General features: G+C 60.2%; 13 protein-coding genes and 2 pseudogenes. 4 read left to right on the top strand and 11 right to left on the bottom strand.

From position 1 onward, the window contains the following. Nucleotide 1: 1 nt before the first annotated feature. Nucleotides 2–670, bottom strand: coding sequence for an ABC transporter ATP-binding protein (locus HFK74_RS27070; RefSeq protein ID WP_180206166.1), 669 nt, complete (start codon nucleotides 668–670; stop codon nucleotides 2–4). 273 nt (nucleotides 671–943) lie between these two features. Here HFK74_RS27070 and HFK74_RS27065 point away from each other — a divergent pair, with 273 nt between their 5' ends. Beyond that, nucleotides 944–1,282 (top strand): hypothetical protein, encoded by a 339-nt coding sequence (locus HFK74_RS27065; RefSeq protein ID WP_157295759.1) that lies wholly within the window; start codon nucleotides 944–946, stop codon nucleotides 1,280–1,282. Nucleotides 1,283–1,348: 66 nt separating this feature from the next. Here HFK74_RS27065 and HFK74_RS33310 read toward each other — a convergent pair. The 5 genes and pseudogenes from HFK74_RS33310 to HFK74_RS27045 all read right to left on the bottom strand — a co-directional run. Next, a pseudogene (locus tag HFK74_RS33310) lies at nucleotides 1,349–1,432 on the bottom strand (hypothetical protein); the annotation flags it as partial. Continuing rightward, nucleotides 1,429–1,701 (bottom strand): annotated as a pseudogene (locus HFK74_RS27060) (pyridoxal-phosphate dependent enzyme); the annotation flags it as partial. The pseudogenes HFK74_RS27060 and HFK74_RS33310, both read right to left, overlap by 4 nt. A gap of 53 nt (nucleotides 1,702–1,754) precedes the next feature. Beyond that, a complete protein-coding gene (locus HFK74_RS27055) occupies nucleotides 1,755–2,240 on the bottom strand; it encodes an ester cyclase (RefSeq protein ID WP_180206165.1) in 486 nt (161 codons plus the stop codon). 69 nt (nucleotides 2,241–2,309) lie between these two features. Beyond that, on the bottom strand, nucleotides 2,310–3,035 hold the full coding sequence (locus HFK74_RS27050; RefSeq protein WP_180206164.1) for a cache domain-containing protein: 726 nt from the start codon (nucleotides 3,033–3,035) through the stop codon (nucleotides 2,310–2,312). Continuing rightward, complete coding sequence (locus tag HFK74_RS27045; RefSeq protein ID WP_180206163.1) at nucleotides 3,032–3,787, bottom strand: FadR/GntR family transcriptional regulator; 756 nt, start codon at nucleotides 3,785–3,787, stop codon at nucleotides 3,032–3,034. Before HFK74_RS27045 ends, HFK74_RS27050 begins: the two co-directional genes overlap by 4 nt. Before the next feature lie 235 nt (nucleotides 3,788–4,022). Here HFK74_RS27045 and HFK74_RS27040 point away from each other — a divergent pair, with 235 nt between their 5' ends. Together HFK74_RS27040 and HFK74_RS27035 are read left to right on the top strand one after the other, a co-directional pair. Further along, nucleotides 4,023–5,516 (top strand): aldehyde dehydrogenase, encoded by a 1,494-nt coding sequence (locus HFK74_RS27040; RefSeq protein WP_180206162.1) that lies wholly within the window; start codon nucleotides 4,023–4,025, stop codon nucleotides 5,514–5,516. 57 nt (nucleotides 5,517–5,573) lie between these two features. After that, nucleotides 5,574–7,052, top strand: coding sequence for an APC family permease (locus HFK74_RS27035; RefSeq protein WP_180206161.1), 1,479 nt, complete (start codon nucleotides 5,574–5,576; stop codon nucleotides 7,050–7,052). A gap of 87 nt (nucleotides 7,053–7,139) precedes the next feature. Here the strand turns inward: HFK74_RS27035 and HFK74_RS27030 are convergent, their stop codons facing one another. After that, the gene (locus HFK74_RS27030) at nucleotides 7,140–7,946 is read right to left on the bottom strand and encodes a bifunctional 2-polyprenyl-6-hydroxyphenol methylase/3-demethylubiquinol 3-O-methyltransferase UbiG (protein WP_180206160.1); all 807 of its coding nucleotides are present in this window, start codon (nucleotides 7,944–7,946) and stop codon (nucleotides 7,140–7,142) included. Between the two features lie 179 nt (nucleotides 7,947–8,125). Between HFK74_RS27030 and HFK74_RS27025 the strand changes: the two genes are divergently transcribed. Then, nucleotides 8,126–8,506, top strand: a complete 381-nt coding sequence (locus HFK74_RS27025) for a hypothetical protein (protein WP_180206159.1) — start codon at nucleotides 8,126–8,128, stop codon at nucleotides 8,504–8,506. Between the two features lie 153 nt (nucleotides 8,507–8,659). On the opposite strand, the gene HFK74_RS27020 is transcribed toward HFK74_RS27025, so the two are convergent. The 4 genes from HFK74_RS27020 to HFK74_RS27005 form a co-directional block, all read right to left on the bottom strand. After that, nucleotides 8,660–10,090, bottom strand: coding sequence for a sigma-54 dependent transcriptional regulator (locus HFK74_RS27020; protein ID WP_008054578.1), 1,431 nt, complete (start codon nucleotides 10,088–10,090; stop codon nucleotides 8,660–8,662). Then, nucleotides 10,059–11,552 carry a HAMP domain-containing sensor histidine kinase gene (locus HFK74_RS27015; protein WP_180206158.1) on the bottom strand — a complete coding sequence of 498 codons (1,494 nt, stop codon included), beginning with the start codon at nucleotides 11,550–11,552 and terminating at the stop codon, nucleotides 10,059–10,061. The genes HFK74_RS27020 and HFK74_RS27015 overlap by 32 nt, the downstream gene beginning before the upstream one ends. A gap of 101 nt (nucleotides 11,553–11,653) precedes the next feature. Further along, entirely contained in the window at nucleotides 11,654–12,754 is a 1,101-nt protein-coding gene (locus tag HFK74_RS27010) for an SCO family protein (RefSeq protein WP_257230434.1), read from the bottom strand. A gap of 17 nt (nucleotides 12,755–12,771) precedes the next feature. Further along, nucleotides 12,772–15,582: a multicopper oxidase domain-containing protein gene (locus tag HFK74_RS27005; RefSeq protein ID WP_180206156.1), complete on the bottom strand. Its 2,811-nt coding sequence runs from the start codon at nucleotides 15,580–15,582 to the stop codon at nucleotides 12,772–12,774. Nucleotides 15,583–15,741 lie beyond the last annotated feature (159 nt).

Genomic DNA, 15,741 nt, shown 5'->3' with positions numbered 1-15,741 from the left:
CTCAGCCGTTGCCCACGGCCGCCAGTCGACCGCCGTGCAACACCACCTTTTCGGCCATTCGCGCCGCAACGCTGGGGCTGTGAGTGACCATCAGCAGGGTCGTCGGGCTGTCGTCGAGCAGCTCGAGCAGCAACTTCAGCACCTCGGCGCTGGTGGCTTCATCGAGGCTGCCGGTGGGCTCGTCGGCCAACAGCAACTTCGGTTGCGACGCCAGTGCGCGGCCCAATGCGACCCGTTGTTGCTGGCCGCCGGAGAGCTGTTCGGGATAGCGCCGCAGCAAATCGCCCAACCCCAGGCGCTGCACCAGATGCGCCTGCCAGCGCGGATCATGGCGCCCGGCCAGGCGCGCCTGAAACGCCAGGTTATCCTCCACCCGCAAGCTGCCGATCAGGTTGAACTGCTGGAACACCAGGCCGATCTCGGTACGTCGCCAACTCGCCAGTTGCCCTTCGTTCATCTGCTCCAGCCGCTGCCCGCCGCTGCGAATGCTGCCGCGATCGACTTTGTCCAGCCCGGCGATCAGGTGCAGCAAAGTGCTCTTGCCACTGCCCGACTCGCCCATCAGCGCCAGGCTGCTGCCGGGCTTGAGGCTCAGGTCGACGCCCTGCAGCACCGGCAATGGGCCTTGCGGGGTGGGGTAGCTTTTGAAGACACCCTGGACTTCAAGCATGGGAGAACCCGTTTGATGAGCCTGGGCTCAAGGATAGCGGCCTGCAATGGTTCTTGTCCGTTGCCGATTTCGGCCCAGCGCGGCCCTTTGGAATGAAACCGAACGACGCTTCCAATCGCAATGACTGACCATAAGTAGCAAAAGATCATAAACCCGCTATTACGTAAGTAATTGCCCTTCATTCATTGCAGATCGTCAAAGGTGCGTTCCACGATGCGAAATCCACTCAAGCATTCGCGAGCTCGGTCTGTTTTTTTTCTGGGTGTAATCTCCATGGGGTTGACCGCTTGCACCAGCGATGAGAACGCTGCCAATGAAATAACTCGCCCACCTATCGATGACAGCGAGACTTCGTCTGTGCGAATCACTACGAGCTGGCTACAACACTCACTTAGCCAAAATGGCTGTCTGGAGCACGCCAGAGCAGCTCTTGCAAAAGCGAAATACTTTGTTGAAGCAGGAGAAAGATCAGTCTATGGGTTGCGTGAAGGTATGACTTTTTCGATTCGCTGCGACTACGAAGGCGTTGCATTTTTTGCAGTGGCTTATCGCCATAGACCAAGCACCCAAACCCAGGATCGGATCTTGAATGAAATCACCCGGCTATTTTAAGAAGCCGAGGCCGGCCTTAAGCAACTCCAACCCAAACGTATGGTGAAGTCGCCATCACGCCGACGCCTCACTCAATGCAGCGCGCTCAGCCACGTGACGCAAAGTGTCAAAATTGATATTGGCACCAGAATCGATTGCGATAAGGGTCTGCCGGTTTGCTGTGCCAACTCCAGCGCATAGACCAAAGCAAACGGAAAGCTTTCACCGTGCAGCAGTGCCTCGGCCCCGCGACTGCGTACGCCTGACACTTTCAATTGCGGCGTCGTGGCAGGCATGACAATGGTTGCATCAATGCCCAATTCCCGGGCTGCCAGTGCCACACCCTGAGCATGATTACCGGCAGATGCGGTGATCACGCCGCGGGCTCTTTGTGCAGCACTCAAGCTCACCAGTTTGTTGTAGGCACCACGGATCTTGAATTGTAAAAACGAGCCCAGCCAATGGGCTCGTTTTTTTCCAGGCAGTGTTTGAATTACCAACCCAGCTGCTTGTTGAACGACAGCGCATCATAATAATCATGCTGCGTCGCGATCTTGCCGTCCTTCAACCGAATGAAACTGACGCCCTTGAAAGACAACGGCTTGTTGGTTGCCGGCGTTTCAGGTGCCCAGGCACCGGTATTGTTGCCGTCGAACTGCCATTCAAAGGCAATGTTGTCGCCGTCGATGACCGGCTGGCCAACCATCTGCCACTTCAGGTCGGGCACCGCATCGATAAAGAGTTTGATGACTTCGACCCTGGCCGTTTCCCTGCCGACTTTAGGCACCCCTACCGAGGCGTCCAGAAACTCCCCGTTCTCGGCAAAATATTGTGCCGCCGCGTCCGGGTCGTGTTTGTTCCACGCGCTCATGTAAGCATTGATGACGTCCAGGGTGTTCTGTTTGTCCGCTGCAATCGAAAACTGGGCAAACAACACAAAGGCAAGAATGCTGGCGATGCGTAGTGATATCCGCTGCATGGTATTTCCTCTTCGATTATTGCTGTTGTGGGAGAGTCGGAAAACAGTTTTGCCCAGGCATGCAGCGACCTATCGCGGCACCGGCAGCTCAACCAGCGACCACTCGATCGACAGCGGTTTGAGCTTGTGTACCCTCGCGGCAGCAGGGGGACTGGCCATGTTGCCGACGAACCAGTTCGCCGAATTGGCCGCGACGATCCGGCCTTCGCCGTTGATGATGAATGCCTCGTTCTTCATGTGCAGCAGGCAACGGGTGAGCAGTTGATCGAATTCGTGCAGGGCGATATCCGCCGCGGCGACGCCAACAAAATGTCCGCCGGCGAAAATCGGCACGGAGAACGCCAGTATGTAGAGTTCGGTGCCATAGAGATCCACGAACGGCCCTTCGACCGAAGCCTCGCCCGTCAGCTTGGGGCGCGTGAACCAAGGCATGCCCTGGTAGTTGTAGAAGCTTTCGCTTTGCCGGTTGAAGTTCAGCATCATGGGGGCGACTTTTCCGCTCGAGGGGCGGTAGAACCATTCCAGGAACAGCTCTTGATCGGCGAGCTCCCCCGGTTCCAGCACGACACCGGTCCCATGAATATAGTTATCGTTTCCTGACAGGCGTTCTTCGATGGTCGGTTGTAAAAAAGCCAGGTCCTTCGACGTTGGTTTTTTGCCTTCGGCGTCAAGCGCGCTCCAGACCGTCACCACTTCTTCGGCCAGCGTATCGAGTTGCTCGAACACCTTGCAGAGGATGTCCTCAAGGCGCTGGGTGCACTGGCGAAGCTCGTCATTTTTTTCCATCGTGCTCATCGGGATGCGCTCTCTTGCTGCCCAAGCAGGGAAAAGCGCAGATCCATCAGGCGCTTTATACCGTCTTTGACATGGGCTTCTGTCAGGGCCCGGGCCAGATTGGATTCGCCGGCCATCACGGCCTGCAGGATGGCCCGGTGCCCATCAATGGCAATACGTTTGTGAACGTCGGTCGTGGAGATCCATTGCAGCTCGCCCATTTCGGCCTGCAGACGCATTTCCGCGTGGGTCAGACGCACCGATTGCGCGGCCACGGCAATTTCGATGTGGAATCGAGCGTCCGCCCGACGAAGCTCGCTTCGGGTGGAGGCGTCCTGCAATGCCGTGACGAAGTTTTCCAGACGTTGGTGCTGGGCACTGGAAGATCGGCTGGCAGCCAAGCCTGCGGCGGTCGCCGAAATGGCAATTTGTTCGTCGCAGAGGTCGCGCAGTTCCAGCGAGCTCATGGCGCTCAACCTGGCCTTGAGAAACTCATCGGAAACTTCCACGGGGGCGCAGACGAAACTGCCGCCGTTTCTGCCGCGTTTGGTGGCGACAACACCGCGCTGACGAAGAATGGCCAGGGCATCGCGCAAGGTCACGGTAGCCACGCCGAAGCGGGTCGCCAGCTCGCTTTCGCTGGGCAATTGTTCGCCCACGCCAATCAGGCCCAGCTCGATGACCTCGATCAACCGGCGTGCCACTTCCTCGGGCTTGCCTTCCTGACTGACCTGCAGCAGGGAAAGGCGGTTCACTTTATTCAGTTGAGTCATCTACCCGCCACAAAAAATATGAAACCAGGTTTCTTTTAGTCATATCCAGCCTATCGCGCAACAAAAAAGCCAGGACCAGCCAAAATTCAGGCACTTTCATGTCGGTTTTAGATAAAAGCGACCTGCTGTTTGGCAGAAGAACAACCATAAGATATGGTTTCATATGTTTAATAAAAGCCTAGCTCCGGAATCCGCCTGGAGCGGTACTGGCACCGACACAGAGGAATGGCACGTCATGACGAATCCAACACTTGGTACCTGGGAAGCTCGCGCGCAGGCCCTGAAGATAGAAGGACGCGCGTTTATCGGTGGGGACTACACCCATGCCATCGAGGGGCAAACCTTCGATTGTTTGAGCCCGATCGATGGCCGCCTGCTGACCCAGGTCGCCAGCTGCTCGGCTGCTGACGCCGATCGCGCGGTCGAGGTGGCCCGTGCCACCTTCGACTCGGGTGTCTGGTCGCGCCTGGCGCCGGCGGACAGAAAGCAGGTCATGATTCGTTTTGCCGGGCTGCTGGAAGCCAATGCCAACGAACTGGCCCTGCTGGAAACCCTGGACATGGGCAAGCCGATCAGCGATTCGCTGGCGGTCGACGTGCCACAAGCGGCCCAGGCGCTGAGCTGGAGCGGCGAGGCTATCGACAAGATCTACGACGAAGTCGCGGCCACCCCCCATGACCAGCTTGGCCTGGTGACCCGCGAGCCGGTCGGCGTGGTCGCCGCCATCGTGCCGTGGAACTTCCCGTTGATGATGGCCTGCTGGAAACTGGGCCCGGCTCTGTCGACCGGTAACTCGGTCATCCTCAAACCGTCGGAAAAATCCCCGCTGACCGCCATCCGCATTGCCCAGCTGGCGATCGAAGCCGGGATTCCGGCCGGCGTGCTCAACGTGCTGCCAGGCTACGGCCACACCGTCGGCAAGGCCCTGGCCCTGCACATGGACGTCGACACCCTGGTGTTCACCGGTTCGACCAAGATAGCCAAGCAGCTGCTGATCTACTCCGGCGAGTCGAACATGAAGCGCGTCTGGCTTGAAGCCGGCGGCAAGAGTCCGAACATCGTGTTCGCCGATACGGCGGACTTGCTGGCTGCGGCCGAATCGGCAGCCGGCGCCATCGCCTTCAACCAGGGCGAAGTCTGCACCGCCGGCTCGCGCCTGCTGGTGGAACGTTCGATCAAGGACAAATTCCTGCCGCTGGTGCTCGAAGCCCTCAAGGGCTGGAAACCGGGCAATCCGCTGGACCCGGCCACCAACGTCGGTGCCCTGGTTGATACCCAGCAGATGAACACCGTGCTGTCCTACATTGAAGCCGGCCACAACGAGGGTGCCAAACTGCTGGTGGGCGGCAAGCGCACCCTGCAGGAAACCGGTGGCACCTACGTCGAACCGACCATTTTCGACGGCGTCAGCAATGCCATGAAGATTGCCCAGGAAGAGATCTTCGGGCCGGTGCTGTCGGTGATCACCTTCGACACCGTCGAAGAGGCCATCAATATCGCCAACGACACCCCGTACGGCCTGGCCGCTGCCGTGTGGACTGCCGACATTTCCAAGGCTCACCTGACCGCCCGCGCACTGCGTGCCGGTAGCGTCTGGGTCAACCAGTACGACGGCGGCGACATGACGGCACCGTTCGGTGGCTTCAAGCAATCGGGCAACGGTCGCGACAAGTCGCTGCACGCGTTCGACAAGTACACCGAGTTGAAGGCGACCTGGATCAAGTTGTAAGTCAGCACAGCAAAAAAACAATAACTGCCGACAGGACAATGTCCTCAGGATAACAAGATGAACAGTTCCGAATTTTCCGCAGCTGATAGCGATGCCGCCCAGCTCAGGGCGCTTGGCTATACATCGAACTTCGAAAGAAGCATGAGCCTCTGGGAAAACTTTGCGTTGGGCTTCACCTACCTTTCCCCGGTCGTGGGCGTTTATACGCTCTTCGGTCTGTGCCTGGCGGCAGGCGGGCCGCCCATGTTCTGGTCGTACTTGCTGGTGGGTCTGGGGCAGATGCTGGTCTGCCTGATCTTCTGCGAAGTGGTTTCGCAATTCCCGATTTCCGGGGGCGTTTATCCGTGGGCACGCCGCCTGGTGGGCAAGCGCTGGGCCTGGATGGTGGGCTGGATCTACTCGGTGTCGTTATGCGTGACCATTGCGGCCGTAGCGCTGGGCGCCGGTCCTTACATCGCTGCCATGCTTGGCTTCGAGCCGAGCCCGGTGACCAATACCCTGGTCGCCCTGGCGCTGACAGTGATGGCCACCGTGCTGAACCTGAGCGGGACCAAGCTGTTGGCCAAGGTCGCGATGTTCGGTTTCATCTGCGAGCTGCTGGGCGCCATTGTGATCGGTGGCTACCTGCTGATCTTCGAACGTCACCAGCCGCTTTCGGTACTGTTCAATACCTTTGACATCAGCATTGATGGCAGCTACTGGCCGGCGTTCCTGACCGCTTCTCTGGCTGGCATGTTCCTCTACTATGGGTTCGAGGCGTGCGGTGATGTGGCTGAAGAGACACCGAACCCGAGCAAGCGTATTCCCAAGGCCATGCGCATGACCATCTACATCGGTGGTGGTGCAGCGATCTTCGCCGCGTTGGCATTGATCCTGGCGGTTCCGGATATTGCCAAGGTGATTTCCGGTGAAGACAAGGACCCGATGTACACCATCATGGTCAACGCCTTCGGGCCGACCGGTTGGCAGGTCGTGACGGCGGTGATCACCGTGTCCTTCGTGTCCTGCGTGCTCAGCTTGCAGGCAGCGGCCAGTCGTTTGCTGTATTCCTTTGCCCGGGACGAAATGGTCATGGGTAGCGGCGTACTCAAGCGCCTTTCTCCCACCACGCGTGTTCCGACTGCAGCGCTGATCACCTGCGGCGTGATCCCGGCGGCGATCGTTTGTGCAGGTTTCTTCCTGGAGAACGCCATCGCGATCATCGTCAGCTTCGCGGCCATCGGCATTTACCTGTCGTTCCAGATGATCGTGGGCGGGGCGCTGTTCGCTCGGATTCGCGGCTGGAAACCGGCAGGCCAGTTCACCCTGGGCGGGTGGGGCTGGATCGTGAACATCCTCGCGCTGGTCTACGGCTTGCTGGCGATTGCCAACATGTCCTGGCCGCGTACGCCCGATGCCCCTTGGTACAGCAACTACGGCATCCTGCTCACCGCCGCCGTGGTCATCGGCATCGGCTTGTTCTATATGGCCGTGTTCAAGCCCTATGACAAAGGCACTGCACCCTTTGCCGATGCCTGGAAGTTGCACAAGCGTTAAACCGCGGGTGTGAACCCTCCTCGTACTTGCTGTATGGACGGCAAGTACGAGGGGGCACCTGCCCCGCGAGCTTCAACACTCCCCGGATCAACGCTTCACCGCCACCCAGGTAAAACACATCGGCAACTGCGCCTCCTGCGCCTGGTAGCGGTCATAGAGTTCCTCGCGGTTGGAATGCGGGTACTCCCTGAAATGGCTGATCTGCAGCCCCGCTTCGATGGCGCCGCTGAAAATCGCACCCAGGTTGTGGACAAACCAGTAGGACGGCGCGGCCTGTTCCTCGACCTTGCCTTCGTAGACGATCGGCTGGTCCTGGACAAAGGGTTCGCGGCGAAAGTACGAGCTGGCCAGGCTGTAGGGATCGGCGGCCTCGGGGTCGAACATTTCCAGGAACGGGTGGGTTTCGTAGATCACCAGCGCGCCACCGGGCTTGAGGGTTTGCGCCGCATGGCGAAAGAACTCGCCGATGTCCGGCATCCAGTTCAACACGCCGATGGTCACCAGGGCGACGTCGAAGCGCCCCTGCAATGGCTGTGGCAGGTGGTGGATGTCGGCCTCGATGAACTCAGGCCCATGGGGCGAGCGTGACGCCAGCTCCCGCGCCTGTTCGAGAAACGCCGCGGACTGGTCGACCCCCACGACATGGCGGGCCCCCAAGGCAAACAGCGACAGGCTTTCGCGGCCGTTGTTGCAGCCCAGTTGCACCACGTCCTTGCCGTCGATGCCGACCTGGTTAAGGACCCCGGTCAGTGTTTCATCCAGGCAGGAAAAATCCGCGTGTTCCACGGCTCGCCAGAGCGCCTGCCATTCAGAGCTGTCCTTGTGGTGACGGGCGGAATCATTCCAGGCATCGCGGTTGCTGGCGATAGCCTGGTGTTTTGTCGGCATTTCCATTGCACGCTCCAGAATCGGGTATGGGTTTGACCGGCCCGAGTCTAGTCCATGGCTGGAAACCAACCCATCGGAGCATTGTTGCGATTGTGTAATACGCGCCTCGCCGACGCGCGCCCACGGGAACGCTATAGTTAATGACCTTGGGGAAATGCGCGAAAACCGATGCCGCAGGTGCTGCCATGAATACAACCGTACCCACGCTATTGCTTGCCCTGTGCCTGGCTGCCAGCTGCGCACAGGCGGACGACAGTGCGATGCAAACCGAAGAATCAAGCAGTGAATTCAACTACTACGGAGCGGACCAGCCCTTTGCCCATCCGGTGCCGCCGACCCTGAGCACGGTGCCACCGGGATCGTACATCCCGACGTCTCCCCAGACATTCACTCCGGTTTCGAGCCAGCACGTGTTTTCCGATTCCCGATTGCCAACGGTGGCCGATACCACCGTTCGCGTGTTCATTCGCACCTACGACGCCGAACATGGCGTCTACGTGAACCAGGAGGTCCTCGACCCGACGTGCATGCTGGCTTGCCTCAGCGGTCAGAACCCGGCCTTGTAACAAGGCCGCTTGTGGCGAGGGGATTTATCCCCGTTCGGCTGCGAAGCAGTCGTAATCCCGAACAACTCGGTCTGTTTGAATGGACGCTGAGGGCCGCTCCGCGGCCCAACGGGGATAAATCCCCTCGCCACATGCCGGCCCTGCAACTGCTCATTACCACTGCCGCTTGTCCGGGCGCGCCAGGCCGAGTTTCTCGATCCGGTAACGCAGCATGTCGCGGCTCAGGCCCAACAGCCGTGCGGACTTGGTGACGTTCCAGTCGGTCTTGTCGAGCATCTTGCGCACCATGTCGCGCTCCACTTCCGGCAGGTTCATCGACTCGTTGCCGTTATAGGACGCACGGGGCTCCATCGGCGGCAGCTCGTGGGTAAACATCGCCGGTTCGTCCACCAGGCTCAGGCAGACGTTCAACTGGTGGGCGGCAATGGTGTCGTTTTGTGCCAGCAACACGGTCTGTTCAAGCATGTTGCGCAGTTCGCGCACATTGCCCGGCCAGGTGTAGTTGAGCAGCATCTCTTCGGCCTGTTCGCTGAAACGCAGGTGCGGCTTGCCGTAGCGTTTGCCATGGGTTGCCAGGAAGTGCCGGGCCAGCAGCAGGATGTCCTCGCCCCGGGCATACAGGCGCGGCACCTTGATCGAGATGATGCGCAGGCGGAAGAACAGATCGCGACGGAACTTGCCCTGCTGGACCATTTGCTCGAGGTTGCAATTGGTGGCGCTGATCACCCGCAGGTCGACCTTGCGCTCCTTCACCGAACCGACCCGGCGGATGGTCCGGTCCTCCAGCAGTTTCAGCAGTTTGGCCTGCAGTATCAGGTCCATTTCGCCGATTTCATCGAGAAACAGCGTGCCGCCATCAGCCGCTTCCACCAGCCCCAGGCGACGGTCCTTGGCATCGGTGAAGGCGCCCTTCTCGTGCCCGAACAGCTCCGACTCCACCAGGTTGGAAGGAATCGAGGCGCAGTTGAACTCGATGAATGGCCCCTTGCTGCGCGGCCCGTCGAAATGCAGCGCCCGCGCCACCAGCTCCTTGCCCGTGCCGGTCTCGCCTTCCACCAGCACCGGCGGCAGATCGGTGTTGGCCATGCGCCGCTCAGCGTCGAGCAACTGCGCGATGGTGCCCTTGAGGTAGACCATCGGCGCCGATTCGCCGATCAAGGCCTGCACCCCGGACTTCTGCGCTTCACGCTCCTGATAGAACGACAGCGTGCGTTCCATGCGGTCGGTGGCCAGGGCCTTGTCCAGTAGCAGCTTGAGCTCTGGTAAAGCCACAGGTTTGGTCACGTAGTGGAACGCCCCCTCTTTCATCGCCACCACGGCGTCTTCGACATTGCCGTAGCCGGTCATCATGATCACTTTCAGATCCGGCGCGCTGATGCGCAGCTTCTGGATCAGGTCGTGACCACTCATGCCCGGCAACGAGTTGTCGGTCAGCACGACATCCGGAACGAAGGTGCTCAACTGCGACAGTGCGTCTTCGGCCGAGTGGCAGACGGTCACTTCGAAGTTCTTGCGTTCCAGGTAGGTCTGGATATTCTCGGCGAGCAACTCATCATCCTCGACCAGCAGTATGCTGTGCTCCATATTCCCCTCCCGTTGCCACTTTGAAATTGAGACACACGCGGGTTCCTTCCTGCTCTCGGCTGGTCAGTTCGACCGAGCCTTCGAATCGCTCCATTATTCTTTTGACCAGGGCCAGGCCCACGCCCAACCCCCCCTGTTTGGTGGTGAAAAACGGTTTGAAGACCATTTGCTGTTGCTGCGGGGTCATACCCTTGCCGGTGTCATTGAGGATCATGCGCACCTGGCCGGCTGCCGGTGTTTCAATATCGATACTCAGTACGCCGCCCTTGGGCATGGCTTCCAGGGCATTGGCGAACAGACTATTGAGAATTTGCGTGAGCAACACCTGTTGGCTGACGACCGGTGGAACTGTGATGGGCGTGAAGCGCACCTCGACGTTCGAACGCTGGATCTGCGGGGTGAAGGCGCTCAGGGTGTCGTCGATGGCGAGCACCAGGTCGACGGTTTCGTGGTCGTCGTTGACCGGGCGCAAAGACACCAGCAACTCACGGACCCAGCGCGACATGCGATCGACCTGGCTGATGATGTCGCCGATGTTCTTCTGCGCGGTCTGGTTGGCGATTTCCTGGGCCAGTTCGGCGCTGGAACGAATGTTCGCCAGCGGATTGCGCAGGCTGTGGGCGACCGCCGAGGACATTTCCCCCAGGGCGACGAAGGTTTCGTTGGCGACCAGTTGTTTCTGCTGGCTTTGCAACAACAGGGCCGCCCGGCGCACGATCCAGAACAATCCCAGGTAGATGGCCGCACCGCCGAGCAGGGTGGTCAGCCAGATCGCCCTGAACCCGCGCTGGATACGCTCGACCAGGTCCACCGGCTCCTTGTAGATCTCGACCATGGCAATCACTTTGCTTTTGTCGGCGTTGAACATCGGAATGTAGTTCTCGACGAACAGGTATTGGGGCTCATGCAGCAGTCGCTGCTCGGGACGCTCCTCGTCGATTTCGTGGTAGCTGGTGGACACCGCTTCCTTCATTTCGAAGGACTCGTCGAGTTCCTCGTCATTTTCGATGCGCACACCGATCAGCTCGGGGTTGGTGGACCAGACCACGGTGCGGTCCAGGGCGTACACCGTGGCCAGCAGAATGTCCGGCAGGTGCTCGACATGATCGAGAAACTCGATACGGGACGTGGCACGGGCGCCCGGGTCGACGTCGGGATAGGCTGCGTCGGTGCGCGGGTCAAGCATTTCGCCCATGGTCCGCTTCGGCGAAATCGAGGCGTGGCGAATTTCGGCTTCGCCAATGGCTTGCACGAATTGCGCGGTCAGCATGGAGTCGCGCTCGATGCTCTCCTCGACCACGAAACGCGTGGAAATGTAGCCCAGCCCCAATGCCACGCCGGCAATGATGAAAAAGCTCGCCAAGGAAAACCAGCGCACCAGGTTGAACGGGGGACGCCAATCCTTGCCCTCTGATGCCGGCTTGTCCGGCGCAGGTACTTTGGGTGTTTCCAGCATCTGCATGGGAGATCCTGATAGCTTGAAACAAGCGTTTTTCAGCCGCATTCCCGATCAGTGTAGGTGGCATTGACCGTCACTGGCTGCCCAATAAAACTATTTTGCCACTATTGCACCTGCGCCTTGTCCGGTGCCGCGATCGCGTGGCCGTGTTGCGGTTCTTCAGCGCCGATGGCCAGGGGTGCGGGCAGCGGCTGCTGGCGGTCGGTTTCTGCCTGCAGGAACTCGATGATCGACTGCGCCGAGCGCTCGTCCAGGCGCAGGTTGGGCATCGGGATCTTGTCGAAGCGCTCGAACAACGCCGTGGCAATCGGGTCTTTCTCGGCCAGCATGCGGTCCGGCTCGCGGATCCAGCGGTTCAGCCAGGCCGGATCGCGCTGGCGGGTCACGCCGACCAGGTCCGGACCAATGCTGCGCATGCCGATGCCCTGCCCGTCCATCGGCCCGAGGCTGTGGCACGACGCGCAACGGGTGCGGAACAATTCTTCGCCGTTGCTCGGCGGGCGGATTTCGGGGGCATTGGCGTAGCTTTCGCCGATGCTCGGTTGTTTCCAGTTATGCAAGGTATTGGCCAATTGATCAGCCAGGATCCACGGATTTTCGAAGGGTGAGGCTTTCATCCAGCGACCGGTTTGCTGGTTGCCGACGATCAGGCTCAGGTTGTGGTCCTTGCTGCGGCCGTTGTCGACACCTTCGATGAACAGCCCGAGTTTTTGCCGCAGCTCGGTGACGTCGGCGAATTCCCCGGTGAGGAACTGCCAGCCCGGCCCGACCTGAAAACGCTGCGCGTAGGCCTTGAGCACGGCAGGCGTATCGCTCAAGGGGTCGATGCTGATGGAGTAGAAGAAGATGTCCTTGCCGACCCGGTCGCCGAGCAGCTTCTGCACCTGGCGCAAGCGCGCGGTTTCCAGCGGGCAGGAGTCGCTGCACGAAGTGAAGATGAAGTTGATCACCACCACCTTGCCCTTGATCAGGTCATCGAAAAAATGCACCTGCCGACCGTCCTGGTCGGTCAGCAGGGTGTTGGGGAAATAGTCGCCACCCCAGGGGGTGGCTGATTCGGAAACAGAAGCAGAGTCAGGGGAAACCGGTGCGGGTGTCGACGGTGCCGGATTGGCGACCAGCAGCTGGCTGGCCAGCAGGCCAGTGACCAATATCAGCACCAGGTGCATGCCCAGGGCTTGCGCACGTGCGGTAGGCAACTTCATGTCGACACCCTCGCGGTTCATTGTTTGACTGTTACTTGTGGACCCAGGCCGTCGCCAGTGCGGAAGGTTGGCAGCGCGGCAGAGTTCACGTAGCGCACACCGTCCCAGCTTGGCAGCGGCGTTGGCATCAACTGGAATTGCCCGGGCTTCTCGATGTCCCAACGCAGCAGCATCGAGTTGTCCTCATGCTGGGTGTTGTGACAATGCTCCATGTAGGTCCCGGCGAATTCACGGAAGTTGATCGCCATTTCAACGCTGTCCAGGCCATCCTTTTCCGAACCGATGCGGTACACGTCCTTGCGAGCCCATTTTTCCCATTCCGGTGGGGCCTTGCCGCCGCGGCTGAGGATGATCCCCTCCTCGAAGTGCACGTGAACCGGATGGCTCCAGCCCGTACCGCCGGCCTTGATGTTCCACACCTCCAGGGTGCCGAAACCGTTGGTACCGGCATCGGTAGGACCGCTGGCCAACTGGGTCGAGGCGTTCAGGCGCCGAGGGTCCATGTGGAAACCGAAGCCGCCATCGGTCTTGACGGTCCAGGGTGCTTCATCGGTGCCGTCGGAGCGGCCGAAGGTGAAGGTGCGGTGGCGCGCCTTGGCCAGCAGCGCCTTGTCGGCCGCGTTGTCGCGATGAATTTTCAGCGGGATCATCACCAGGCCTTCAGCCTTGCCCGGTTTGGCCGGTTCATAGGCGGCAGGGTCCATGGCCAGGTCCTGACCGGTGTAGGGTTTGACGTTGAGTTGCAACACCTTGCCCACTGCCGGGTCACCCTTGTCCCACATCGGTCCCTTGCTGGTTTGCTTGATCACTGCCTTGTAATTTTCCGAGAGCGCGTCCGCCAGCGACACCGGCTCTTTCGGCCCCTTGCCATCGTCATGCACCAGCAGGTTGACGAAGAACAGTTTGTCCCCCGGCTTGATGCCGTTTTTCGCGAAGTTGACGATGATGTCGAAACGCTCGGCAATGCCCTGGGTCGGCAGGATGGCGTTGTGGTTCTGTTTATCGCCGTCGGCGTCGAGGTCCATGGTGCCGTCGAACGGCACGCTGTGTTCCATGATGTTGCCGTCGTTGGCAATCATGTGGAACGGTACGCGGGCATAGGACACACCCGAACCCTTGGGCCCCTGGAACTCACCGCTGGTGCCTTTGATTTCTCGCACCAACGCCAGTTTGAAGTAGCGCGATACCGAGCCATTGAGCATGCGGAAGCGATAGCTGCGAGCGCGCACATCCAGGGTCGGTTTCCACTGCCAGTTGACCAGTACCTGGTCACCGAGGAAGCCGTCGGTGTTGAAGGGGTTGAACCACAGCTGGCCATTGGCGTCCCAGGCCTTGTCGGCGAACACCAGGTTGACGTCATAGTCGCGGTTGCCCCAAGGCAAGGCGCTGCCGCTGGGAAAACGCAGGTTGACGCCATCGTTCACCGACTCGTTGCCACGGTCCAGGGCGCTGTAGTAGTTCATCATCGCCGCGTTGCCCTTGTAGACGTTCTGCGCGGTGAAATCGAGCATGTGGTCGTGGAACCAGTGGGTGCTCATGGTTTCGCGCCAGTCGCCCCGGATCTTGATCGTGCCGTTCTCGCAGGTCTTGCGACCCGGGCTCATGTCATTGGTCCACAGGGTTTCGCCTGGCGAGCACGGGAACGCCGCGCGCGGATCATGGGCGTCGGTATTGATGCTGTCGTAGCCGGCCAGTTGGACCGGCCAGCGATAGTCGTAGTACTGCCCGGGGAAGAAAAACGCGTTGGCATAACCGTCGCTTTCCGCTGGCGCGTGGCCGTTGTGTTCGTGGGTGCTGATGGTGTGCAGGCCAAAGCCCATGTTGGCCGACGGATCGATCGGCAAGCCGTTGTAGTGGCGCATCAGCAGCGGTTGGCCGTAGCGGACCATCAGCAGTTTGGGCGGCAGTGTGCCGTCGAACGTCCAGACCGAGTTGTGGTTCTGCACCGGCATATTGGGGTGAAAGCGTGGATCGACGCCTTTGGACGTGCCGTCCGTGGCCGGCACGCCGGCGACGTTGTGATACAGGCCGCCAGGACCGAACTCGCCCAAGGCATAGCCGTGCATCTGGCGGGCGTCACGCAAGCCACCGTTGATCCGCGCCCCGGTCTGCACGGTTTTGTAGGCGTTTTGCGGGTAGAACTCGTTCCAGCGCTGATGCGACCAGCCCTTTCCTGGCGGACGGCCTTCGGCCGCTGAGCCGATATGACGGTTGAGGAAGTACTCGATCTGCGCCTGCCAAGGGTTGCGATCCACCTCGTTGGAGTACTGGCTGGGGAACGGGGTCAGCCCCGGTTGGCGCAGGAAGGCATCGAGTGCCGGTCCCGGTGGTGCGCTGCGGGCCGCGCTGCTGGGGTCTTGCGCCGGTAACGGGCCAATGGCCGCCGGGGGAAACGGCAAGGGTGCCGCCGGGGTGGTGGGGTCGAGTTTTTCCGGGCCGAACTCTTCGAACAGCAGCAGTTGCTGGGTGAACGGCTGGGCGCCGTACAGCGGGCTCGGCTTGCCATTGGTGGGGTAGTTGAAACTGGTTTGCGCGGCAGGCGGCAGGACGTTTTCCAACCGTTCGGTATCGCGTGAACCCTTGACCCCGTCGGGCAAGTCGAAGGAGTCCTGGTTGGCCTCGGGCATGGTCAGGATGGCGTTCAGTGCCCCTGCCCGGTCTGCAGGTTCATCGTAATAGGCAGAGGGATCAGTCGGTTCCGGCTGTCGCTCATCGTCTATGGGGCTGGCGCGCAAGGTCCCTGTGCTGAGTGTCATCGTCAAGGCGACGCTCAATGGCGTCAACAGACCAAACCATTTGTTGAAGGGGTACCGCGCTTTTGTGTCCATCACCAGCCGCCTCGAATATGTGAAGGGGGTGATGGGGGTTTTGCAAGGAGTCGGCCAAATTTGTAACCGTTTTATACAAAGGTATTAACACCCGACAAAACAATGGCTTATCAACATCAATGTGCCATGACCGAAAAAATCGACTGGGGAATGGCACCC

This window comes from Pseudomonas sp. SbOxS1, assembly GCF_013416725.1.
Classification (GTDB): Bacteria; Pseudomonadota; Gammaproteobacteria; order Pseudomonadales; family Pseudomonadaceae; genus Aquipseudomonas.
Note: the sequence above shows the minus strand (reverse complement) of the source record. Positions and strands in the feature narration are given on the sequence as shown.